We start from the raw sequence: 24473 nt of genomic DNA, 5'->3' as shown, positions 1-24473 counted from the left end.
TTATTTTTATTGAAGTGATCGGCTTGTGATTAACCAACAACACTTTTAATAGTGTCAGCAAACAGTGCGGGAAATGTCCCTAGGCTCATGACTAGTAGGATAATGAACCAAAGGCTTGCGACCTCTCCAGCAGTAGAAGGGCTGCTATGACGGGTTTGTGTCGATGATAACATTACCATAATGACTCTAAGATAGAAGAATAAGCCGATAACGCTCGCGATAACTAAAAAGGGAAGTGGCCAAATAACCTGATAAGAGATACTGGCGGTCACCAGATAAAATTTTCCCATAAAACCGAGTGTTAAAGGGATCCCCGCCAGCGAAAGCATGACAATACTGAGGCTAGCGGCATGCAGTGGCTTGCTCCAGAAAAGTCCTGTTAATGCTTCGAGTGATTTTTCCTCCTCCAGCTTCATCAAAATTGAGAAAGCACCAGTTAAGGTTATGAGGTAAGCACTGAGGTAGAAGAGTAGTGCTTCGAGTGGAAAGGTGGGGTTATCTAAAAGATCTGCATTGTGGTTAAACAAAAACAGTAGGATAAGCAGGTATCCAAAATGAGAGATAGAGGAGAATGCTAAAATACGCAAGATACTATTTTGGAGTAGAGCCAGTAGATTTCCAATTAACATTGAGGCCACTGCTACCATACCAATAAGAGTTAAGACTACCTGATTTTCTTGCCAATTACCCAAATGAAATAGCTTCCAAAGTACGACAAATGAAGCCAATTTGGACACGGTAGATAAAAGTGCTGTAGAGGGGAGCGGCGCACCTTCGAAAATATCGGCAACCCACAGGTGACAGGGAACTAAAGAGAGCTTAAAGAGGAGTCCTATCAAAATAAAGATGAGTCCTATTGTGAATAACATAGAGGATGGGGTTGTGTTATTAAGATTTTCTGCAAGATATTGGAATGAGAGGCTGCCTGTTTGCAGGTAGATAATGGCGATCCCCATTAACATAAAGGCTGAGGCCACCGCTGACAGTATGAGGTACTTAATTCCCGCTTCTTGACTGTTCGGCTGACTTTGTGAGTAGGCAATAAGCCCAACAAAGGAGAGGCTCATCAGCTCTAAGCTTAAAAAGAAGCTGGCAAAGTGCTCACTCACTATCATGCCTAATGCGCCTAAGCCCGCAAGCAAGAGTAGAAGGTAAAACTCCTCCTTGTGGTTAGCTTCATGTTTTTCGAGCCAAGTGTGTAGCTGTAACCAGATAAAGATCAATATGCCTAGCAGTAGAACACTGAGCACGACACTCATTGAAGAGAAGCTAAATAGCTCGTCAGAAAAATGGAGTTCACTTAAATGTGAGGCACGTAAAAGAGAGCATTGACTAAAACAGGCGATAAAAAGCCCTGCGCCAGTAATGTAAAATGCTAATTGGTGGCTGCGTTTTAGGGCGATGACAAGCAGTAAAACCAATATTGCAATATTGAGGGTTATCGCTGGTAGATAATGAAGGCTCATAGCTGCACCTCAAGTAGTGGGCTTTCAGGCTGTAAAGGGGACTGAATAAGCGAGAGAATCTCCATGAGCGAGCTATTCACTAACGTGAAAATGGGTTGTGGATGTAATCCCATGATTATCAGGCCTAAGCACATCAACATTAGAGTTAGGCCCTCTTTAACGCTAAGATCTGTGATATGGTGTGTGTGAGCATCATTAAGGCGTTTTGCTCTTAAACCCGCCGAGCTGTTATCGAGGTCGTTTTTTGAGCTGTTATCACTTGATTTTTTATCACTAAAACTAGTCTCAAGGTTTAAGTTCATTCCGAAGAAGCTTTTTTGGATCATGCGTAGTGAGTAAACCGCTGCTAATATCAAGCCAGAGCTTGCTACTATTGCGAATATTGGCGCCTGCTTAAAGGCGCCCAGAAGTACCAGTAACTCCGCGATGAAATTTCCCATTCCCGGCATCCCTAAAGAAGCCACACCAAAAAAGAGTCCCATGGCTGATAGTTTAGGCAAGGTGTGCCAGAGTCCACCGAGATGGTTGAGATCTCGAGTGTGGAATCTATGTTGTATCAGTCCTACTAACATAAACAGAGCGGATGTGCTCAGTCCGTGAGCCAACATCTGCATAACCGCGCCTTGTAGCGCGTAAAAGTTGAAACTAAAACAACCCAATAATACAAACCCCATATGGCTAACACTGGAGTAGGCCACTAAGCGTTTAAGATCTGTTTGGGAAAAGGCCATGATGGCGCCGTAGATAATACTCACACCTGCCAGTGTCATCATCAAGGGGGCCCAAAATTGTGCCGATTCTGGAAACAGAGGCAGAACAAACCTAAGCAATCCATAGCCACCAGTTTTGAGAAGCACCGCGGCTAAAATAATACTGGCAGGGGTGGGGGCTTGAGTATGGGCGTCGGGTAACCAGGTATGGAAAGGAAAAGCAGGTAGCTTGACAATAAAAGCGATAATAAAGCCCAAGCAGATCCATTTAGCTAACTCTGATTGGATGGGAGATTGAACCAACACCTGATAATCGAAGCTTAGTATGCCAGTTTGCTGATAGTGTATGACAGTCAGCGCGATGATACTCAATAGCATCAATAGGCCGCCAGCCTGCGTAAAGAGGAAAAACTTTAAGGCAGCGTAACGACGGTTTTCATTTCCCCAAATAGCGATAAGAAAGTACATGGGAACCAACATCACCTCCCAGAAGACGAAGAACAGCAGCAGATCCATCGCCAAGAAAACACCAATAATCCCAGCTAGAGTCCACAGGTAGTTGCCATAAAAGAAGCCCTTGTGTTGATTAATCTCGCTCCAAGCAGACGATAAACCCACAAGTCCCATCAGCAGAGTTAACAGCAGTAAGACAAAACTCAGTCCATCCATAGCAAGGTGTGCGGTGATATTGAGTCTAGGGATCCAAGCCCTCGGCTCATCAACTAGCCATAACTCCAAGTTTTCTATGTTATTGGTCAGCTTAATGGAGATTAGGAAGGCTAACGTGACGAGTGTGCAGATAGCGGCTATCCACTTAGGGGCATCTTGATGTACGCGTTGGCTCCAACATGCCAGAAATCCACCGATAAGTGGTAGTATTACTAAAGTAAACAGCATCATAATGTTAGCCCCCAAGCGATGGCCAAGATGCAAAAAATCACTAAGCTGGTGCTATAGTGCCTTAGTTGCCCAGTTTGAAAGCGGCTAAGTTGCCGATAGAGGAGTGAGCTTAAACGCTCAAGTTGCCGATAAAGCTGATCGATAATATCTCTGTGGTTATATTTACTGATGAGTCTGAAAGGCTTAATTAATATTAGGTGATAAAGACTATCGAAAGCCCAGCCTGAATGTAAAAATCGCTCTAGTTGTTGTTTAATGCTTACTGAGGATTGACTCGGCTGACTATCAGGCGTGAACACGCCTTTAATAAACAGAAACCAAGCTAAAATGACGGTTAACACGGGTAAAATAATGGGTAGCCAGTGTTCTAATGCGCTAAGAGAGGGAGCTGGTATCTGTGATTGTTCAAGGGCTGTAAAGTGGGCAAATACGCCTTGAGGCTGTATACCGCCTATGAGTGAAAGTAACATTAACGCTATGAGAACTGCTGCCATCGCTCGGGGAGTATTATGGGTACTCGGTCTGTTTAACTTACCAAAAAAGATGACAAAAAATAGTTTGGCACTATACAGCGCCGTAAAAAATGCCCCAATAACGCCACCCCACCAGAGTAAAGGCTGCTGAGCAAGCAATGTCTGTTCTAGGATAAGCTCTTTACTAAAGAAACCTGAGGTCATGGGAAGCGAAGCAAGCGCTGCACACCCTATACCGAAGGAGAGCGCTAATAAGGGTTGAGACTTTCTTAGCCCTCCCATCTTAAAGATATCTTTTTCATGGTGCATGCAGTAGATAAGCGCACCCGCACTAAGAAAGAGTAGGGCTTTAAAGAAGGCGTGAGTCATGAGGTGAAAAACGGCCGCAGAGGCTGAGCCAGCACCAAGTGCGAGGAACATGTAACCCAGCTGGCTGATGGTGGAATAGGCGAGTATGCGTTTAAGATCTGTTTGAGCCAGCGCTGAAGTTGCACCTAAAATTAGAGTGATAACACCGACAATAGCAATGAAATGAAGTACATCAGGAGCTAAACTAAAGAGTTCCATATTTCTGGCAACTAAGTATATTCCTGCGGTGACCATGGTTGCTGCATGGATTAAGGCGCTGACTGGTGTTGGGCCCGCCATCGCATCGGGCAGCCAGGAGTGAAGCGGTACTTGGGCTGATTTACCTGCAGCCCCTGCAAAAAGAAGTAAGCAGCACAGGCTAATGATCCCTGCTCCTCCTTTTGTTAAAAGCTCACTGTTTTGTAAAAGTTGCTGAGAGTGTGCTTGTATCTGTTGAATATTCAGGGTATCAAATTGGTAAAAGATTAAGATGATGCCGATAAGCATGGCGGTATCACCAATGCGTGTGATGATAAATGCTTTGTTGGCCGCCTGACTATTTTTAACCTCTCGATACCAAAAACCGATAAGCAGATAACTGCATAATCCCACGCCTTCCCAGCCCAGATAAAGCAAGATCAAGTTGTCGGCAAGCACGAGAAATAACATGGCTGACACAAACAGATTTAGATAAACAAAGAAGCGACAAATATCTGCATCCTCTTTCATGTAGCAGGCTGAGTAAAGGTGTATCAGCGCGCCGATACAAGTGATGATGGTGATCATCACCAGAGAGAGAGGGTCGAGATAGAGAGTAAAGTTCAATGAAAGCTTATCGATGGTCAGCCATTGACCTAATGAAGTCTGCAGCACAAATTGTGTCTGATCCCAAAGTGCAATATTAAGGCTTAGAGCTAATAGTGCAGCCAAGCTCACCGAGCCCACCCCGATGACTTGTGTCGTCGCAATTTTAGGTTGCCAGAAAAGCAGTAAGCAGGCACTAAGCAGTGGTAGTAGTGGGATTAAGCTAAGTAATATCTCCATATTAGCCTCGCAACTTAGTCAAAGTGTCGACATCGAGGCTTTGTTGTTGTTTGTAGATTTGTACGACTAAAGCCAGACCCACTGCTACCTCTGATGCGGCTAAGGTCAGTACCAATAGGTACATTATCTGGCCGTCATTATTTCCGTGAAGGTTTGATGCCGCCACAAACAGTAAGATGATGCCATTTAACATTATCTCCAATGAAAGCAAGACAAAAAGCAGGTTCCTCCTGCTTAGCAGGCCAAAAGTACCGATGGCGAAAAGCAGGAAGCTTAATATTATGACCCAAGTTGTCTCTATCACGGGGCTGCCTCCGACGCTTTCGACTCCGAGTCCCCATTCACAGGCGAGTTTTCGGTAAGCTTAGAGCTCTTTCTCGCAATATGTATGGCTGCAATTAGAGAGGCGAGCAGTAACATTGCAGCGATTATGACCAGCAGTTTATAGGGACCATATAACTGTTTGGCGAGTGATTTTACTGAGGTGAGTGAGGCCGTTTTGCTGCCCGCTGAAAGCTGCTGGCTTTCACTGTTAACCGTATTTAAAGCTGTCTGTGAAGAGGGGTTATCTAACGGTGTTATGCCGATAAGTAATAATTCAATGACCAGTATTACAGCCAGTAACAGTGGGCCTTTTGCTGTTTTGAGGCTAAATAGCGTCCTCTCATCAATGATACTTTGCTCGCCTTGATGCAGCATCATGGTGACAAAAACAAACAATACCATGACGGCGCCTGCATAAACGATGATCTGCAGCGCCGCAGCAAAAGGAGAGCCAAATAGGAAGAAAATAAGTGCGATGGCGATCATCATAGTGACCAGATAGAGCAAAGCGTGCACTGCGTTATGGGCTGTGACGGTTAATAAAGCTGAGATGACACAGACGATCGCTGTAGTAATAAAGATTATCTCAATCATAATCCTGTCCCTTTGCTGGTGTTGAGGAAAAGCTGCTTTTAACCTTCATGGTAATAAGCTCCTAACATTGATGGGAGGCAACTCATTATGCGCTTCACCTTTCATCTTCCCATTAACCGATTTACCACTGATTTTGTAGAAGTTGTAATCATGGTATTTCCCGGGACCAGAGATAAGCAGGTGCTCTTTTTCATACACCAGATTTTGTCTGTCATATTCAGCCATCTCCACATCCGGTGTTAACTGAATGGCGTGGGTAGGGCAGGCCTCTTCACAAAAGCCGCACATGATGCAGCGTGAAAAGTTGATGGTGAAGCTCTGTGCTTCCCAGCGCCCATCCTCCTTCTCGGTTTTGACCACAGAGATGCAATCAACGGGGCAAGCCACTGAACAAAGGTTACAGGCGACACATCGCTCCTCACCATCAGGGTCTCGGGTTAAGAGGATACGGCCACGATAACGAGGTGAAAGGTAAGGTTTCTGCTCTGGATACTCGACAGTGTCCGCACGGGTAAAAGTGTGTTTTAGGATTGTGATGAGTGTCCTTATTTGACTTAACATGCCACGCTCCTTTTAAAAACCTAAGGTTAATTGCCATACTGCGGTGAGCAGCAGGTTTAACAGTGCCAGTGGGAGTAAAACTGACCAGCCAAAACTCATCAGTTGATCGTACCTAGGTCTAGGTATTGCTGCGCGCAGTAAAATGAAAAACATCACAAAGAGAGCCGTTTTCAGCATAAACCAGATAATGGGAGGGAGCATTGGTCCCTGCCAGCCTCCAAAGTAGAGTGTGGTGATAAGCGCGGAGATAAAGATGACGCCTAGGTACTCACCAATAAAAAACATACCAAATTTCATGCTGGCGTATTCGGTATGGAAACCCGCTACAATTTCAGTTTCTGCTTCGGGAAGATCAAAAGGAGCGCGATGACTTTCAGCGACCCCAGCAAAGAGAAAGAGTAAAAAACCCAATGGCTGACTGAGGATAAACCAGTAATCACTTTGCGCCGCAACTATCTCATTGAGACTAAAGCTGCCAGCGATAACCACGACGCCCATTAAGGCTAGCCCCATAAACACTTCATAGGAGAGCATCTGCGCTGCGGTTCGCATCGCCCCTAAGAGTGCATATTTACTGTTTGATGAAAATCCAGCCAACATAATGCTGTATACAGATAGGGAGCTTAGTGCCAATACAAATAGCAAGGCGTTATCAAATTCAACTATCTGAATATCTGGCGAGAAGGGGATAATCGCGAAGCCCAGTAGCGTCATTATCATTAAGATCATAGGCGCAATAATAAAGAGTGCTTTGTCTGCAAAAGGCGGGATCCAATCCTCTTTTGTGAAGATCTTTATCATGTCGGCAATCACCTGTAGTAGACCAAAAGGGCCGACTCGGTTAGGCCCCAACCTGTCTTGCCAAATGCCTAATAAACGGCGCTCAAGCCAGGTTGACCAAGCTGCTGCAAGGAGCAAAACAATGAGAATGATGAGTGGGGTTAGTAGCGCGCTAAGTTCAATCATCTCTCCTCCTCATTTGAGAGAGGCTGAGTACTCTCTTGCGTTGACGTCTCTGACCGTTTCTGTGCAGGGAGTGGCGTTAATCTTGCCCAAGTTCCAAGCTGTCTAAAATAGTTTGTTGGAACCGAAATAGTGCTTTTTGCTTGGTTTGAGTCAAATAGGCACTCAAGCGCTACTTGAGATCTATCTGAGTACAGTCTAATTTGCTGATTCTCTTCTAGTTGCCACTTGCTTGCTGTCTCAGGATGTATGCGGGCAAGCTTATGTGGCGCCAATGAGGTAAGCGCTTTTGAGTAACTGGCTAATTCAAAATCGGCGTAAAGGTTAGCACTGGGAGTTAACCTAATCTGCTCACTTTCTAATGGCATTGAGGAGTGAGTTTGCTGATAGCCCAACTCTCTTTTGGCCTGCGGATTAGGTGAGAAGATCTGTACTCCTTGAGTCCATGGGGAGGTGGTGCTACTGCTTTGATCCCTTGTGTGATTAACACCTGCACGACTTCCTGCTTGATCTGAGTTCCACTTAGGTGACCACTGATCTGCTGGTAAAACTGAAATAGGTTGCACCAGTGCTTGTCTAAACCCTGCAACTCCCTCCATTGAGTGAGTAAAGGGGCCATTTAAATCTATAGGCGGTTGCTCCTCTTTGACATGTTCAACAGCATCAATGGCGGTTCGAGAACTGGATCTAACAGCTTGTCTGGCGACCCTAAAGGGGGATAACTCATTAAATCTGGCTAATTCGGCAAAGGTTTCAATCGCTTTTAGTTGTGGGAGTTGCTCGGATATCCATAAGACTAGTTCGCAATAGCTGGGTATGCCTATTTGAGTTGATAACCACTGCCATGGGGTTAACCTCTCCTCGATAGGCACCATGGTCGCGAAAGATAACTGTAATCTACCCTCTGAGCTTAAGTAACAGCCGTAGGACTCAGCAAAAGAGGTTGCGGGGAGAATAAGATCGGCCATAGCGGCGGTTTTAGTGAGTAACTGGTCGATGACGACTATCTGTTTGACTTGGTTGAGTGCATCATCAAGCTGAGATTTGTCTAAGTAACGGTAGAGATCTGTTTCCAATATGATTAAAGTTTCGACTGTGCCACTATTTAGCCGCTTAAGGAGTGAGTCTAGCCCTTGGCTTGCGTTTTTTGGATGTGAATTAGCTGTCATCATGCCAAGGTGAAGATCATTTCCATCTTGAGTGACTGCATAAAAGCCTGTGTCTTGCTTTAGCTGTTTTAGGGTGTTGGCTATCTCAATGCTCAAGGAGACTTGTTTCAAATCACGGTTTTGTACGCCAGTAATCACTAGTGGATACTCAGCTGCCATCAAGTCATTAACTATTGCCTTCGCCTCGCTGGATGCGGGTTGCTCAGCTTGTGAATTCAGATGTGTTGTTAATAGTGAGGCGATCTCTTGGAGTAGCACTGTCTGTGCAGCGGAATTTAAGATTATGCTTTGAGTTGCTATGTCGCTAAGTTCACTCCCATGGCTCTGCACAATATGTACCGGTGAGAGTGTGGTTTGGGCTATGTTACGCACCGCATCATCTTGCCAATATTTGATCCCTAACTTGGCTGCTTGTTTTAGCCCAGCATTGCGACTCATCTGCCTCAGACTTAAGGCAAGTCTTGGTGCCGTGTGGGTGATATCTTCATTTATGATAAGTGCAGCATCACATCGCTCAACTTCGGCTAAGGAGATGGGGCTGAGTGAGGTGTCATGGTAGGCACTACAGAGCATATTTAATAACTGAGCATGGCTATCGTCGATACCTAGATAAAACTGCTGCTCACCAAACAGTTTAAGGAGCGCTGCATTATTCTCAATATGGGTGCGCACTGAGCCCACCGCGATGCAGTTTTCATTTGGAGTTTCACAATACTCTGCCAATAGTGTTTGCGCTTGTTCTGGCGTTAATTTATCGGTAGTTTTATGCTCATTATTACGTTTAAGTGGCCACTCAAGCCGCTCATTATGGTTGACATGTTCATAACCAAATAAGCCAGTGTTACAGAGGAAGTGACCATTTACCTCGTCATGGTGACGGTTGGTTATCCTTCTAATGCTGCCGCTACGTTGGCCTAAGTTTATATTACAACCAAGGCTGCAGTGGGGGCAGATGGCGGGGGCTGTTTGTAGATCCCATTTACGACTGTAGTGGTGTGAGAATGGCTTATCGGTAAATACGCCTGTGGGGCAGACTTGTGCAAGGTTTCCAGAGAAGTGACTCTGTAATACGCCTGACTCAGCCCGGCCAAAATAGAGGTGGCTTTTAGAGCCAAACACATTGAGATCTTTATCGCCACAGTAATCACGATAGAAGCGAACGCAGCGGTAGCAGCCGATGCAGCGGTTCATCTCGTGGTTGAGTAGCGGGCCTAAAAACTGATTAAGATGAGTGCGCTTTTTCCCTGAATATCGTCGATTAATGTGCTTACTCATCAAGGTCATATCTTGAAGGTGACAGTTACCTCCCTCTTCACAAACTGGACAATCATGGGGATGGTTGGTCATGATCGCTTCAATGTTGGTTTCCCTAAACTGCTGTGATTTGTCATCTTTAAGAGAGATGATCATGCCTTCAGTTAACGGTGTCATGCATGACATGACTAAACGGCCTCGGGTATCTTCACTGTTTTGATATTGAGTGACGGCGCATTGCCTGCAAGAACCGACTGAGCCCATGGCTGGATGCCAGCAGAAGTAGGGCAGATCTAAACCAAGGGAGAGGCAGGCTTGCAGTAAATTTTGTCCCTTCTCTACGCTATAGCTTTGATTATCTATTGTAAGGGAGATTAAGTTTTCAGTGCCCTCTGGTGACTGTGGTTGATTAGAGCTGTTCATATTTGTCACCCCCAGAACCTTTGATACAAGGAGTGCCTGTCTCATCAATACCTTGTCTTTTTTTATCATGAAAAGGACAGCAAGCTTGATTAATATGAGCTTCGAAATCTTCTCTAAAGTATTTCAGCGCGCTCTGTAGAGGTTCGACAGCTCCTGGGGCTAGGGCACAAAATGTATTGCCAGGGGCGGCAAAGCGGCATAACTCTTCAAGTTGATTGATATCCTCTGGCTCCCCCTCTCCATGCTCAATTTTCTCAAGTAAGACCTGAGCCCAAGGCAAGCCGTCGCGACAAGGAGTACACCAACCACAGGACTCTTGCGCAAAGAATTTAATAAGGTTGAGCACCATAGCCACTGGGCAGTATCTGTCATCCAATATGATGATGGTACCTGTTCCCATTCGGCTACCCTGTTTGCTAATGGTGTCGTAATCCATTGGAATATCCAGATGCTCAGCCACTAAAAAGTCGGTGGAGCCACCACCGGGGAGAAATCCTTTAAGCGTGTATCCATCACGCATGCCACCTGCGTGTTGCTCTATGATATCCCTGATTGGTGTGCCCATTGGTAACTCCCAAAGACCTGGGTGGTTCACTCTGCCGCTAACACCAAATATCTTCGTTCCCGCATCATCGTTAAGACCCAGATCTTTAAACCATTGAGGGCCGAAATGGATGATGTGAGGCAAGTTACAGAAGGTCTCAACATTGTTGACTATGGTGGGCTTTCCCCATAGGCCCGCGACTTGCGGAAAGGGAGGTTTAGCCCTAGGGTTGGCGCGTTTTCCCTCCATGGAGTTGATTAAGGCGGTCTCCTCCCCGCAGATATAGCGACCTGCACTGGTGTGGAGGTGAATATCAAAATCTAATCCGCTTCCCAGTATATTTTCCCCTAAGAGGTTGGCATCTCTGCACTCTTGAAGCGCTTTAGTTAGGCGTTTCTCGGCCAGATAGTAATCCCCACGAAGAAAGATATACCCAATAGACGCTCCTAAAGTCTGGGCACCGATCAGTAAGCCTTCAATTATCTGGTGAGGCGTTTTCTCCATAAGCATTCGGTCTTTAAAGGTGCCAGGCTCCATCTCATCGGCATTAACGATGAGATAACGGGGGGAGGGAGCATCATCGCCTCGAGGCACAAAACTCCATTTAAGCCCTGTGGGGAAGCCTGCGCCGCCGCGGCCTCTAAGGTTAGACTCCTTTAGAGTATCAAGGAGCTGCTCCTGACTCAGGGTTAAAGATTTACGAAAACCTTGGTAGCCGCCCTGATTTTGATATTGCTCAATTGACCAGCAGCTCTCATCATCTGTGATAAAACGAGTTAGCGGATTATGGGGTAAGGTTTGATTCATCAGCTCACCTCGTTAAATGTGCTGAGTAACTTAGGAAGCTCATCTGTTGTCACATTTTCGAAGAGTTGCTTGTTGGCTATCATCACTGGCGCCTTATCACAGGCACCTAGACAGGGCAGTGGGATCAGGGTAAAACGGTTATCAGGTGTGGTTTCCCCTGCCGTGATGTTTAATTGCTGCTTCAGGCATTGACGAATATGCTCACCTCCCATTAAGTCGCAACTGATCCCGTCACAGGGATGCAGCACAACTTTACCGACTGGCTGCCGAAAAATAAGGTTGTAGAAGGTGGCAACACTGTCAAGATCGGCAACAGGGATCTGAGTGTAGAGCGAGAGGGCATGCAAACTTGCATCGCTGACCCAGCCACGCTCAGCTTGTATCAGCTTGAGTGCATCAATCGTGATCCCCGCAAGTTGCGGCGAGTGGGAGATTAACTCATCGATACCCTGTTGCTCTTTTGAGCTCAGCGAGATATCAGGGGTCTCAATGACAGAGACTGGGATGGTTTGTTGCTCTTTAGTTGCCATAACCTCTCCTACCTATCCACATCAGCCATCACAAAATCGATACTGGCCAAGATCACAATGAGATCTGCCACCATTAAGCCTTTTGCCATTTTAGGTATCATCTGTAAGTGAGCAAAAGAGGGGGTACGAATACGAGTGCGATAACTGGTATTGCTGCCATCACTGATAATGGTGTAGGCGTTAACCCCTTTGGTTGCTTCAACTGCGAAACAGGACTCACCTTTTGGCATAACCGGTCCCCAACTGACATTGAGAAAATGCTGAATTAAGGTTTCGATATCATGCTTGCTACGCTGGCTTGGTGGCGTGGTTAATGGATGATCGGCTTTGACTTCGCCCTCCGGCATGTTGTTGATGCATTGCTGGATAATCTTGACACTCTGTCTCATCTCCTCAACCCTAAGTTGGCACCTGTCGTAGGCATCACCTTTGTGTCCAGTAGGAACCTCAAAATCATAATTTTCATAGCCAGAATATGGGCGAGCTTTACGCAGATCCCACTCTAGACCCGTGGCACGTAAACCAGCGCCGGTGATATTCCAATCTAAGGCTTCTTGGGTGTTGTATTGACCAATACCGATTGAGCGCCGCTTTAGTATGCTGTTTTGCATCACCATCACTTCATACTCGTCGAGTTTTTTGGGGAACTCATCGACAAACTCCTGCATCATGGTGTCCCAGCCTTTGGGAAGGTCTTGAGCAAGCCCACCAATTCTGAACCAGCTTGGGTGCATACGTGCTCCCGTTATCGCCTCGATGATCCCGAACAGTTTTTCTCTGTCGATAAACAGGTAGAAAATGGGAGAGAGTTGACCAACATCTTGAGCAAAGGTGCCAAAAAACAACATATGGCTTAAGATCCTAAAACATTCAGCCAGCATGACTCGGATACATTTGACCCGCGCGGAGACCTGTATATTGGCTAACTGTTCAATGGCCAAGATATAGGGAAAGTTATTCATCACTCCCCCTAGGTAGTCGATTCTATCTGTGTAGGGAATAAAGCCATGCCATGTCTGGCGCTCTGCTATCTTTTCGGCCCCCCTATGGTGGTAGCCAATATCAGGCACTGAATTGATGATATGCTCGCCATCGAGTTGCAGGGCGATGCGAAAAACCCCATGAACACTGGGATGGTTAGGTCCCAAATTTAAAAACAGATAGTCATTGTCTTTATTACTCTGCTCCATTCCCCAGCGTTTGGGATCGAATTTGAGTGCTTCCTGTTCAATGGCCAGACGTTCATCGTCTAAGCTAAAGGCTTCAGTCTCAGTGGCTCTACAAGGGAACTCTTTACGTAGCGGGTGACCCTTAAATGTGGGAGGAAGCAGCAGTCGATAGAGGTTGGGGTGATCATTAAAGACGATACCAAACATATCCCAAGCTTCACGCTCATACCAGTTAGCCGATGGCCAGAACGCGGTAATGCTGGGGATATCTGCTTGGTCGTTGGCCAGCGCGACTTTGAGCCTGATATCTTGATTACGGCTAATCGAGCAGAGTTGGTACACTAAGGTGAAATCTTGTGCGGGTAGCTTGTCTCTATCTAGCCTTAACCGTTCATCGACGCCGTAGAGATCAAGTAAAAGATCAAAGGGCTGGGGCATGGTTTTAAGCAATTTAAGGGCTGGGATTAACTCTATCTTATCTATCCAGAGTGTGAGTATGCCGTCGATGCATTTTTGCTGCTCTACTGAGTCGCTTAATAAACTTTTAAGCTCAGGTAACATCTCCAGAGTTAACATCTGTTTTATGTTGCCTGATTGGCCATTTTTTGCTGATACCTCCTGAGTGAATATGCTCATGCTTACACCTCATCTGGCGGTGTGAGCTTATCGGCTTTGATCCTCTGCTCGTGCTTTTCATCACGCATATTGCGACAGACAAACGCTTGTATCTCTTCGGGGGTAATAGTGCGATTGAGTGGTCTTGCTTGGCGGGGGGCACCATCCTTAATCGCCTCCTGAAGTAGTGTCAGACCGTACATTAAGGCTTCGGGTCTGGGAGGGCAGCCTGGAACATAAAGATCGATAGGAAGAAAGCGGTCGGCACCTTGCACCACACTATAGACATCATACATGCCGCCTGAATTAGCGCAGGATCCCATGCAGATCACCCATTTAGGTTCTAACATCTGATCATAGAGGTGTTTGATGACCGGTGCCATCTTAAGGAAAACCGTACCAGATATCACGATTAAGTCAGCCTCTCTGGGAGTGGCGCGTATCACCTCTGAGCCGAATCTGGCGATATCATGACGGCTAGTAAAGGAGGTGGCCATCTCAACATAACAGCAGGAGAGCCCAAAATTAAAAGGCCAGAGAGAGTTGCTTCGACCCCAAGCCACTAAATCTTCGAGTCGAGTAACAAGCAGGTTTTTCTCAACGACTTCCTGCATGGTTTGAGTTGAGGTTGGAATTATCTCAGGTTTACTCAGTTGCCAGCGCATGGCTACTCCCCTTGTTGTCTTTTACCCCAATTGAACGCACCCTGTTTAATCTCATATATCAAAGCAATAAACAGGGCTAAAATGAAAAGTCCAGCTGTGGTTAATCCTGGCCAGCTGGTTTCAAGTACGACAAGGGACCATAGGTAGAGGTAAACGGCTTCGATATCGAAGATGACAAAGGAGATAGCGATTAAGAAGTAGTTAACGTTCCAGCGGATGTTTGTATCCCCCACGGGCACAATACCTGATTCATAGGGGTAGCTATTTTTCCTTTTTTGACCTCTGGGATTGAGCGCATGGGAGACGAGCAGCATTGTCAAAGTGACAATGATGATAGCGAAAGAGTAAAAAATAAAACTCGCAGATACCATAACCTAGCGCCTTATTCTTTGTTTCTTATATTTTATTAGCTTGTTTTTTGCTGGTTAAATTATAAACAGTAATGTGCAAGCTGCCTGATTTATGAACAATGATCAAGTTTTAAAGCAGGATTTATATGTTAAAAGTCTCGCCAAATACTTCTGATTTGATACTACAAAGCCTTCAAATAGCGAAAAGAAACGAGTTAAACCCTTGCCATGATTAAACCAGACGAGAGTGCCCATCTTGGTACATAGCTTTTAACTGATCATCAATTGCCTTTAAAACATCTGAGCGGGTGATAACACCAATGAGTTTGTTGGATTCATCTATGATGGGGTAAATTTTGGGTTTTGCGTGGGTCATCTGCTGAGCCAGATCTAAGACGGAGCCATCTGGACGAACAGTGAGGGGTTTATCATGCATGAGATCGCCCACCACATAATGATTTTCATTTAGGTAAGTGGCTTCAAGCATCTTGATTAAACAGTCCTGCTCAGAGAGGAAACCTACGACGTAATTATTCTCATCTATTACTGGTCCGCCAATCTGTTTTGCGCGAAGAAATATCTCAACCGCTTCAGCAATGTGCATATCAACAGTAAAGGTTACTGGACGTCTATTCATGTAGCTGGATATTTTAATTGATTCCATTTTAACCCCTTAATTGCAACTAGGTAGTCTTGTCTGCCATAGTGAGCTTAATGATGAGTGGATGACTCTTTGGTTGATTTTTATTCCACTATTTATAAGGTTAGTCTGAAAAAAAAATTTTGTTGAAGAATATAGAGAAATTATCTACGGCTAGCTTGATATGAAAATCTTATACCAATTAGTATAAGACAGTAGTCAGCTCAGAGCTGTTTTAGGCAAACTAGTTCAAGGCGGATAACTGAAGTAATGGTGACTCCCTTGGGAAGTTATTCAACGAAGAAGTAGGCAGCCTAAAACGCTCCTAAAAGGCGAGTCTTAGCGCTTCTGAATACTACGTCATCGAGTTTGATCGTAGAGCAACTATGCCCTTCACTCGCTTCCTTGTCTCACAAGCGCTAAGTTCTCGCTGAGTGACTACATCTTTATACTAAATGGTATTAGCTGAAAACAGATAGGGTTTTCACATAAGATGTGTGCAAGTTGAATCTATAGGCTGTTATTTGATAGAGGTTAAAGGAAGAGTGATGAGCCACCCATTGAGCTATATTGGTCGTCAGACAAGCCGCAGTGACTGAGAAGCAAGAAGGGTGACTATTCTTGAGGCTACCCTTAGGCTTATTGTTAAAGAGGGGATACGTGGTGTACGACACAGAGCCGTGGCCAAAGAGGCGGGAGTTCCTTTAGCGTCTACCACCTATTACTTCAAAGATATTAAAGTCTTGATCAGTGACTCTTTAACTTATTTTGCGGAGAAGACACTATGGATGAACAAGGCCTTGGAAGCTCGCAGCTTTGAGTTGATAAACTTTCTAGGTGAGGATGGAAAGAGTCGTGATGATGAGCATCTAGTGAAATATTTAACCCAGTTTATCTGTGAGCATATTCGTGAACAGGTTAAGCATAGTGACGATAGGATTTTAGAGATGGCCTTTCATGAGGAGGCGCTGCGAAATCGTCAACTGGCAGGGGCTATCAAAACCTTAGATGATTCATTTTTAGCGACAATAACGCTCTTTTTTCAAAAGCTAGAGTCTGATACTTGTCTAGCCGATGCCTATCAGGTGCTGGGGTTGATTAAGCTACTTGAGTATCAATATGTGATGAGGGGCAATATTGATGAAGATAAAGCCCAATTTGAATCTATTGTTAACGCTAGCGTTCGAAAAATCATTGGTCACAGGGAGTTAAAATCTGAGGCATAAAAAAAACCAGGCTTAGCCTGGTTTTTTTATGCCTTCAGAGAGGTATGTTTACTGAATATTTTCAGCGTCACCAAATTCACCTTGGAACAGGATAGATGACAGGTAGCGCTCGGCTGCAGAAGGTAAGATAACGACTATATTCTTATCTTTAAACTCCGGCAGAGCTGCAATGCGGTTGGCAGCAACAACTGCGGCCCCTGAAGAGATCCCAACTAAGATCCCCTCCTCCTTCATTAGACGCTGAGCCATCTCAATTGACTCTTCGTTAGAGACAGCCTCGACGCGGTCAATCATCTCAAGATCTAAGTTGCCAGGAATAAAGCCAGCCCCAATACCTTGGATCTTATGTGGACCAGGTTTAACCTCAACACCTGAAATGGTCTGTTGAATGACAGGTGAGTCAACCGGCTCAACAGCAACAGAGGTGATTGCCTTGCCTTGCGCATTTTTTATGTAGCGGCTAACACCAGTAATGGTTCCACCAGTACCGACACCTGCGACAACAACATCGACTTCACCATCGGTATCATTCCAGATCTCAGGTCCAGTGGTTTTCTCATGGATCTCAGGGTTAGCTGGGTTATCAAACTGCTGTAAAAGAACATACTTCTCTGGTGCTGATTGACGGATCTCTTCCGCTTTATCAATAGCCCCTTTCATGCCTTTAGCACCTTCGGTAAGCACCAAGTTAGCACCTAGGGCCTTGAGCAGTTTACGACGCTCTAAGCTCATTGTATTTGGCATGGTCAGAGTAAGCTTGTAACCACGGGCTGCAGCCACATAAGCGAGGGCAATACCTGTGTTACCTGATGTTGGCTCAATCAACTCTTTATCTTGAGTTAATGTTCCTTTTTTCTCAGCGTCCCAAATCATGTTGGCGCCGATACGACATTTTACGCTGAAGCTTGGGTTTCTAGCTTCAACTTTTGCTAATACATTACCTGGGCTAACGCGCTTAAGACGAACAAGAGGGGTGTTACCGATAGTATGTGAATTGTCTTCGAAAATTTTGCTCATGGGTCGCTTGCTCCTAACAATATAGTACTTAAATGATAATGACCTTTGACGGCATTAGAAGTGATTGTTTGTTCTTCTTTATTCCATTTGGTTATTAATGTATTAGTTCTTATTAATAAAACCTAAATTGTTTTAGTAGTAAAAGTGTTAATCTATTGCTGCGAATTATTAAAACTCCTCTATCTCAAGAGTTTAGTGATTGAATATAGTTTAATTTCAGCCAAGGTGTAAACGCTTGGCTTTGAACTGGATAACAATAATTAAAAATAATAAGAAAGTGACTTGATATGATTAGGGAAAATCCCAGTGTCGACTCTAAAACAATGGTAACTCCTTTCGCTTTTGAGATCGCTCCAGAACTTCTTTATAGCCCCCTAGCCAGCCCATTAAAAAGGGGGGGAGCCATGATCATTGATGGGTTGCTGGTGGCTGTTTTAGCTGAGCAGGCAGGTTGGGTATTTATTCTTCTTGTTGGCCTAACCTTACTTATTCAGAAAAAAAGTCGTCAATTGGGGAAGATCTTCAAGTGGGGACTCTACTCACTCATGTTTGTCATGATGATCTTTGTCGCTTTTGATAATCTCATTACCACTACTTCCTCAAATACTCCTTCACAAGAGCAGGGGAAGCAGGTTGAAGGTGTTGAGCTTAGCTCCTTTCAAGTGTTAGGTGAGATACTTGATTACGCGCCTAAGCTGGTCAGTTTTAGTCAGTGTAGTGATATGGCTTGTGCAGAAAGCGAACTGGCGGAGCTACTTCCCGCTGTTACAACATCAAGTTTAACTTATGCTGAGAAGAGCTCGGTATTAAAAGGTGCTATTGAGGAGCTCCCCCTTTCGGCTGCTGAACAAAAAGCGTTATTGGTGAGAGTTGAAGTAGCGCTTCCTCCCATTGATAGCAATAAGAGCATCGAGCCATTACCAAGCTTAGACCCTGATGTCGATGAAGTCATAGCACAACCACTGCCTATCGAAGAACTCCCATCTCAGGCGTCAAGTAAACTTGAAAAGCAGCTTTCAGAGCTTGATAAACAAGAGTTTGAGGAGGTGGAAGAGGGCGATAAATACAGTCTCCTTTCATGGGCAAAGGGTATGCTCAATGATCTGGGCTTAGGATTTGGCTGGGCAGCGTTTTATTTTACCGTCTTTACCGCCTGGTTTGATGGTCAGACATTGGGGAAAAAATTGTTCCGCATTAGGGTGGTGCAACTTGATGGAACTGGTTTATCCCTCTGGGATGCTTTTGGTCGTTATGGTGGCTATGGTGCTGGTTTTGCGACAGGATTGTTGGGTTTTTTACAGATCTATTGGGATGCGAATAGACAAGCGATTCAAGATAAGATCTCGGCGACGGTTGTCATCGATCTTAATAGATTGAAACAAGTGGAGCCTAGCTCCTGTGATATACCTGAACGTCAGGGAGATTAATTCATTGAAATTTACTATCGACATCAAGAAATTGGTGAATTAAGGTCGAGGTGGGTATGGAGTTAATTACTTTGCGATTTGAAGTATTAGGAGAGTAAGTTGCGAATATTAGTCGTCGAGGACAGCAGGGTTGTGTCTCGTATTTTACAACACCTTATCGCACAAGAGCTGGGCTGCGAAGTCGATTTTGCTGAAGATATGGCCACAGCCAGACTACTTCTAACCCAGCATAAGTACTTTGTGGCTATTACCGATCTTAACCTGCCGGATGCGCAAGAGGGAGAGATAGTTAAACTTGTTCAGGGGCATCAGACACCTTGTATAGTATTGACTGGTAGCTTAGATGGTCAGCAGCGAAAACGTCTGCTTCAACTGGGCATCGTTGATTATATTTTAAAAGAGAACCGTTTTAGCTATGAGTATGTGGTTAGGCTCGTTACACGACTAAAGCGTAATGAGAAGGTTAAAGTGTTGGTCGCCGACGACTCGATGGTGAGTCGGAAGTTTGTTAGAAGTTTACTTGAGCAACAACTCTTTCAGGTGATTGAGGCTGATGATGGCTTATCGGCACTAGAGATATTGAAGTCTCAGCCCGATATTACCTTGTTAATCACTGACTACAATATGCCCGGTTTGGATGGCTTTGGTTTGATTTTAAAGGTCAGAGAGAGCTTTACTCGGGAGGAGCTCGCGATTATTGGCCTCTCAAGTGATGATGATGAGAGTCTGTCGGCTCGCTTTATCAAAAACGGTGCTAACGATTTCCTGCAGAAACCTTTTGTTCATGAGGAGTTTCATTGTCGGGTACTTAACACGCTAGACTCCTTAGATATGATCAGGAAACTCTGGGAACAGGCAAATTTAGATTATCTGACCGGTGTTTATAATCGGCGCTATTTCTTTAATCTGTTTGAAGAGCAGCTGCAACAGATTGAGCAGAAAAAAACCAGCTTAACCCTTGCCTTGCTCGATATCGATTTTTTCAAAAAAGTAAATGATACCTATGGTCATGATGTTGGTGATGAAGTTTTGGTAGAGTTTGCTGCTAGATTGAAGCACTTCTTTGGTCAACACTTTACGGTTGCACGTTTTGGTGGTGAGGAGTTCACCGTTGCATTTAGAGGTTTGAATGAGGATAAGGTCTTCTCTTTAATGGATAAGTTTCGTGCTCAACTTGAGATTGAGTCAATCCAGACCTCCCAAGGGCCGCTTAATGTTACTGTAAGTACAGGCATTGCTGGGCTCAGCGATGAGAGCTTAGATGACTTATTACAACGTGCTGACAAGGCACTTTATGATGCAAAAGAGCTGGGTAGAAACTTAGTCTGTATTGAAGGGAATGAGTAAACGACTTTGTGAACTGTTATTAAATAGAGGCTATTGAGTGGTTTAGGAAGAATTATCTCAGTGGCTCACGGTTTAATCATTGTGCGAAACTGCTTGAAGGGAGTTTGCCGAGCTCTGTTTAGCGCAATCAATATAATAAAAATAATATCATCTTATGGACAATTTTTTGCTCAAACAGCTCCTCCTTGTGTGCCTATGTTTCACCTGTCTCCCCGTTTATTCTACCGAAGAGTTGCAAGCTCCACTTGGCTTTGAGATCACTACCGGAGCCGCGGCAGGCTTCGTTGACAGCAAGGCATGTGCAGTTTGTCACAATGAGTTGTATCAATCCTATCAAGAGGTGGGAATGGCAAACTCGTTTTTTCCGGCAAAGGTGGAACATGCGCTTGCGAACTATAATGCTGAGCCTTTGTATCAAAGCGCGAGTCAGCGCTATTACCAGATGCAAAAAACCGATAGTAAGATCATCTTCAAGCGTTATCAAAAAGATGCTGATGGTAAGCTGATTAACCTGTTTGAACAGAGAGTAGATTGGTTTTTAGGCTCTGGTAATAAGGTGCGTAGCTATCTGTATCAAACTGAAAATGGCCAGCTCTTTCTGCTTCCAATTGATTGGTATTCTGAAACTGGCGAGTGGCAGATGCACCCCGGATTTGAGGAAAAAGATCACTCAGGGGTGTTAAGAGAGGTGAACCGTGAGTGCATGTTCTGTCATAACGCATATCCTCAGGTAGAGCAGGGCAGCGATATTGCCTGGAAACCAAATCTATTTCCTAAAAACTTACCCCATGGCACGGGTTGCCAGCGCTGTCACGGTCCAGGTGCTAAGCATATTCAAACGGCACTCGATGTAGAGTCTTTAACAGATATCCGCAATGCGATCACTAACCCTGCCAAACTTTCCAATCGTCAGCGTGACTCGGTATGCTTGCAGTGTCATCTGCTGCCATCTGGCGCTATCGTAGGTCAGCGCCGTTTTGACCGACCTATCTACTCATTTCGTCCCAGTGAGTTTATCAATGATTATCTCTTACATGTCGATGTCGTGGATGCAGAGCTGCCAAAAAGTGAGCGATTTGAGATTAACCACCAAGGCTATCGCTTTTTACAAAGTCCCTGTTATTTAAAAAGTGAGGGCAAGCTAACGTGCATTAGCTGCCATAACCCCCACAAAAAAGTAACCCAAGAGGAGAGAGTTGAGCATTTCTCTGCTGTCTGTAAAAACTGTCACACTCCACATCAAGCGATTGTCTCTGAGGATATTAAAAACAGTAAGGATTGTACTGGTTGTCATATGCCTAAAAGGCGTACTCAAGATGTGATCCATGCGGTGATGACAGATCACCGTATTCAAGTTCAAAGTGCTTCAGCCAGAGAGCGACTCGCCCCTATGGATAAAGTTGCCCCGAAAATCAATGCGCTTGATTTTTTGTTACCCAACCTATCTCCTAAACACGCCGAAGGTGAGATCTATAAAGCGGTATCGGTATTACAAAGTTTTACCTCTCCTAGCATGGTGGATAAATTACAGGTCAACCTATTGAAATCTGGGCTCAAAGAGATCACCCCTTGGCTAGTTTTAGCCAATGCTCAGATTAATTTAAAACGCTTTCAAGACGCTGAGAAAACATTGAATAGGGCACTTGAAATAGAGAAGGCTAACCCTAAAGCTCTGCAGCTATATGGGGTTGCTATGCTCACTCAGGGGAAGGTAGAGCTGGCGGAAAGTCTGTTTAAACAGGCGCTGGTGCAACTGCCAAACTCTGCTGATCTTAATTTTAATTATGGATTACTGCAGCTTAATAACTCGAACTATAAAAAAGCTGAGAAGCGTTTTCAAAAGGCAATATCTCAGCGGCATAATCTCGCCATAGCTTGGTACTACTTAGGCTACTTGGCGAATAAAGAGAGGCTTAGGGAGCAGGCCATTGCCCACTTTAAGCGGGCCTTGGAGATTGACCCAAGTCATACTCGCTCCTATATCGCTATTGCTGAAACGTATATTAAACTTGGCAAACATGAGCAGGCGTTACGCTATTTAATCCATGGTCGCAAGGTTGCAGCTCAACCGGGCCTAATCCTTAAAAAATTGAAACAGCTTCAGAGTCGGCCCCAATAGTGATTGTTTACTGTTTGGGTTTTTCTTCGATAGAGTTTGATTCAACTCGCCAAGGAAAAGAGCCCATCTCTACTTGAAACATCATGTTCCAAGTGTTGATGGGGAGCCACTCATTATAGAAAGCCCACTGCTGGTATTTTGGTAACTTAAGGGTATTTGGCATCTGATAAAACCTGGTGCCTTTTTTAAACTCCGCAAAGATAGCCTGCTGTAGATCGATAAAAAAGGTTTTGGTATCGGCTAAATCTGATTTTCCTCCAACAGCTTCCTTAGCATAAGAGTGTGAAAAGACAGCCTTGGTAAAATCCAGCTGTTCAAGCTCATCGAGTGTCCTCATCAGCTCCTTAATATTAAAGTCAGCAATTGAAAAGGGCATGCGCTTTGGCGTTACAATATCTGCGATATAGGCTACTTTCTCTTTGGGTAGCAGAAACGCGGTCATTCCCAAACCATGATTAATACCAAAATAGTGCAGTTCAATTTTTTTGCCGCCAAGTTCAATATCTTTGCGTTTTCCGATCCATACCTCATCGGGCATGGCTAACTCACCATGGGGATTCTCCTTCATCCATTGAGCCGCTTCCTTATGTGCAACTATTTTGGCGCCTTGCTTCTGAAAAACTTGTCCCCCTTTCGCATGATCCCAATGGTTATGGCTGTGCAAAAGATAGCGTATCGGCTGTTTAGTGATTTTTTGGATCGCCTTCAATAGGCCTTGAGAGTGAGTAGTATTCATGGGATCTATCACAATGACGCCATCATTAGTGATGATAAACATGGAGAAGTAGCCTAAATTAGGATCCCCATAACGGTATACGTCATCAACTACTTTTGACACATGCTCTTGAGCTGTAACCTGATAACTGAAGGTGAGTTGGAGCATCATCGCCGTTAAAATTAGAAATAAACTCGTTTTATTTACCATCTTTATTCCCTCCAAAGTGATACTTATACCGCGTATTAGAATTTACCGTTATTGTTCTTCCATTCTGATTTTGGGTGGATAACTTCTCTGGTGTCCCAGTGCTCAATAATTTTTCCGGCCTCTAACCTAAATAGATCATAAAAGGAGCTATGTTGACCTTGGTAGTGACCTTCACAGGCTGATAATACAAAGTTTCCCTCAGCCAATATTCGGTGTGATTTGTCATACCGCATTGAAAACCTTCCATCTATATCGGACTCAGATAAAGCCACGTGAACCGATGACAGGCTGCTGAGTTTAGGGTTATGCTCGATATAGTGGTCAATATCTATGTAGTGAGACAGCTTATTTAGTTGTCGGCCAATGAGGACTTCATTAACGAATGATTGTACAAGTTCACGATTTGATTCGGTTTTATCAAGATCTGATACCTCTGCAATACCATCAACCATACTGCGGCCTGCAGAGTTGGGCCCTTGGCGACTTTGAATATTATCCCAATGCTCTACGGTTTGATCTCCCTCAAATCTGAACATCTCAAATCCAACTCTTTGGCTACTAAAGTCATATTCTGTGTGAGCAAATACAAAATCGCCGTCTGAAAAAATCCGTACTATGTTGACTCGGGGAGAGGTTTTGGAAAGTCTCTTAAACAGGGCTGCTAACCCTTCGTCACCTTCGTGAGTTTGGGGGTTATGTTGAATATACTTACTTTGATTGACGACCTTTACTGATTCAGGATCGCCAGTTTCTATTCCTTTGAGTAGGGCATGAATAAGCTGCTTTCGTCTTGAGGTCATAGAGGCTCCATCTCACCTTGAGTTTATCTATTTCAGGCAATAATTAGCTATATAAGATTTTGC

Annotated in this window: 21 protein-coding genes; 4 read left to right on the top strand and 17 right to left on the bottom strand. The window is 44.6% G+C overall.

What is annotated here, in order from left to right:
- Positions 1 to 29 precede the first annotated feature (29 nt).
- The 14 genes from K0625_RS00300 to K0625_RS00235 all read right to left on the bottom strand — a co-directional run bounded on the left by K0625_RS00300 (position 30) and on the right by K0625_RS00235 (position 15573).
- Positions 30 to 1466, bottom strand: coding sequence for an NADH-quinone oxidoreductase subunit N (locus K0625_RS00300; protein WP_220107838.1), 1437 nt, complete (start codon positions 1464 to 1466; stop codon positions 30 to 32).
- Entirely contained in the window at positions 1463 to 3076 is a 1614-nt protein-coding gene (locus K0625_RS00295; protein WP_220107837.1) for a complex I subunit 4 family protein, read from the bottom strand. Before K0625_RS00295 ends, K0625_RS00300 begins: the two co-directional genes overlap by 4 nt.
- Complete coding sequence (gene nuoL / locus K0625_RS00290) at positions 3073 to 4941, bottom strand: NADH-quinone oxidoreductase subunit L (RefSeq protein WP_220107836.1); 1869 nt, start codon at positions 4939 to 4941, stop codon at positions 3073 to 3075. The genes K0625_RS00295 and nuoL overlap by 4 nt, the downstream gene beginning before the upstream one ends.
- A gap of 1 nt (position 4942) precedes the next feature.
- Positions 4943 to 5245, bottom strand: a complete 303-nt coding sequence (nuoK, locus tag K0625_RS00285; protein ID WP_220107835.1) for an NADH-quinone oxidoreductase subunit NuoK — start codon at positions 5243 to 5245, stop codon at positions 4943 to 4945.
- On the bottom strand, positions 5242 to 5859 hold the full coding sequence (locus K0625_RS00280) for an NADH-quinone oxidoreductase subunit J (RefSeq protein WP_220107834.1): 618 nt from the start codon (positions 5857 to 5859) through the stop codon (positions 5242 to 5244). The genes nuoK and K0625_RS00280 overlap by 4 nt, the downstream gene beginning before the upstream one ends.
- Before the next feature lie 45 nt (positions 5860 to 5904).
- Entirely contained in the window at positions 5905 to 6420 is a 516-nt protein-coding gene (nuoI, locus tag K0625_RS00275; RefSeq protein ID WP_220107833.1) for an NADH-quinone oxidoreductase subunit NuoI, read from the bottom strand.
- Between the two features lie 12 nt (positions 6421 to 6432).
- Positions 6433 to 7386 (bottom strand): NADH-quinone oxidoreductase subunit NuoH, encoded by a 954-nt coding sequence (gene nuoH / locus K0625_RS00270; RefSeq protein ID WP_220107832.1) that lies wholly within the window; start codon positions 7384 to 7386, stop codon positions 6433 to 6435.
- Positions 7383 to 10229: an NADH-quinone oxidoreductase subunit NuoG gene (gene nuoG / locus K0625_RS00265; protein WP_220107831.1), complete on the bottom strand. Its 2847-nt coding sequence runs from the start codon at positions 10227 to 10229 to the stop codon at positions 7383 to 7385. The genes nuoH and nuoG overlap by 4 nt, the downstream gene beginning before the upstream one ends.
- Positions 10216 to 11580, bottom strand: a complete 1365-nt coding sequence (gene nuoF, locus K0625_RS00260) for an NADH-quinone oxidoreductase subunit NuoF (RefSeq protein ID WP_220107830.1) — start codon at positions 11578 to 11580, stop codon at positions 10216 to 10218. The genes nuoG and nuoF overlap by 14 nt, the downstream gene beginning before the upstream one ends.
- The gene (gene nuoE / locus K0625_RS00255) at positions 11580 to 12110 is read right to left on the bottom strand and encodes an NADH-quinone oxidoreductase subunit NuoE (protein ID WP_220107829.1); all 531 of its coding nucleotides are present in this window, start codon (positions 12108 to 12110) and stop codon (positions 11580 to 11582) included. Before nuoE ends, nuoF begins: the two co-directional genes overlap by 1 nt.
- An 8-nt stretch (positions 12111 to 12118) precedes the next feature.
- Positions 12119 to 13915 (bottom strand): NADH-quinone oxidoreductase subunit C/D, encoded by a 1797-nt coding sequence (gene nuoC / locus K0625_RS00250; RefSeq protein ID WP_220107828.1) that lies wholly within the window; start codon positions 13913 to 13915, stop codon positions 12119 to 12121.
- Between the two features lie 2 nt (positions 13916 to 13917).
- Positions 13918 to 14508 carry an NADH-quinone oxidoreductase subunit B gene (locus K0625_RS00245; protein ID WP_220108165.1) on the bottom strand — a complete coding sequence of 197 codons (591 nt, stop codon included), beginning with the start codon at positions 14506 to 14508 and terminating at the stop codon, positions 13918 to 13920.
- Positions 14509 to 14561: 53 nt separating this feature from the next.
- Positions 14562 to 14930: an NADH-quinone oxidoreductase subunit A gene (locus K0625_RS00240; protein WP_012325471.1), complete on the bottom strand. Its 369-nt coding sequence runs from the start codon at positions 14928 to 14930 to the stop codon at positions 14562 to 14564.
- 211 nt (positions 14931 to 15141) lie between these two features.
- The gene (locus K0625_RS00235; protein ID WP_220107827.1) at positions 15142 to 15573 is read right to left on the bottom strand and encodes a CBS domain-containing protein; all 432 of its coding nucleotides are present in this window, start codon (positions 15571 to 15573) and stop codon (positions 15142 to 15144) included.
- Positions 15574 to 16160: 587 nt separating this feature from the next.
- Here K0625_RS00235 and K0625_RS00230 point away from each other — a divergent pair.
- The gene (locus K0625_RS00230) at positions 16161 to 16775 is read left to right on the top strand and encodes a TetR/AcrR family transcriptional regulator (RefSeq protein WP_333473824.1); all 615 of its coding nucleotides are present in this window, start codon (positions 16161 to 16163) and stop codon (positions 16773 to 16775) included.
- 48 nt (positions 16776 to 16823) lie between these two features.
- Here the strand turns inward: K0625_RS00230 and cysK are convergent, their stop codons facing one another.
- A complete protein-coding gene (cysK, locus tag K0625_RS00225) occupies positions 16824 to 17792 on the bottom strand; it encodes a cysteine synthase A (RefSeq protein WP_012325468.1) in 969 nt (322 codons plus the stop codon).
- Positions 17793 to 18079: 287 nt separating this feature from the next.
- On the opposite strand from cysK, the gene K0625_RS00220 reads away from it, so the two are divergent.
- The 3 genes from K0625_RS00220 to K0625_RS00210 all read left to right on the top strand — a co-directional run bounded on the left by K0625_RS00220 (position 18080) and on the right by K0625_RS00210 (position 22685).
- A complete protein-coding gene (locus K0625_RS00220) occupies positions 18080 to 19219 on the top strand; it encodes an RDD family protein (protein ID WP_220107826.1) in 1140 nt (379 codons plus the stop codon).
- 99 nt (positions 19220 to 19318) lie between these two features.
- Entirely contained in the window at positions 19319 to 20566 is a 1248-nt protein-coding gene (locus K0625_RS00215; RefSeq protein ID WP_220107825.1) for a diguanylate cyclase, read from the top strand.
- A 166-nt stretch (positions 20567 to 20732) separates the two neighbouring features.
- A complete protein-coding gene (locus K0625_RS00210) occupies positions 20733 to 22685 on the top strand; it encodes a tetratricopeptide repeat protein (RefSeq protein WP_220107824.1) in 1953 nt (650 codons plus the stop codon).
- A gap of 7 nt (positions 22686 to 22692) precedes the next feature.
- Here K0625_RS00210 and K0625_RS00205 read toward each other — a convergent pair whose 3' ends face one another.
- Both K0625_RS00205 and K0625_RS00200 read right to left on the bottom strand, forming a co-directional pair.
- On the bottom strand, positions 22693 to 23610 hold the full coding sequence (locus K0625_RS00205) for an MBL fold metallo-hydrolase (protein WP_220107823.1): 918 nt from the start codon (positions 23608 to 23610) through the stop codon (positions 22693 to 22695).
- 35 nt (positions 23611 to 23645) lie between these two features.
- The gene (locus K0625_RS00200; RefSeq protein WP_220107822.1) at positions 23646 to 24410 is read right to left on the bottom strand and encodes a nuclear transport factor 2 family protein; all 765 of its coding nucleotides are present in this window, start codon (positions 24408 to 24410) and stop codon (positions 23646 to 23648) included.
- Positions 24411 to 24473 lie beyond the last annotated feature (63 nt).

The sequence above is a fragment of the Shewanella nanhaiensis genome, from assembly GCF_019457885.1.
Taxonomy (GTDB): domain Bacteria; phylum Pseudomonadota; class Gammaproteobacteria; order Enterobacterales; family Shewanellaceae; genus Shewanella; species Shewanella nanhaiensis.
The sequence above is the reverse complement of the archived record's forward strand: the minus strand, read 5'-3'. Positions and strand labels throughout refer to the sequence as shown.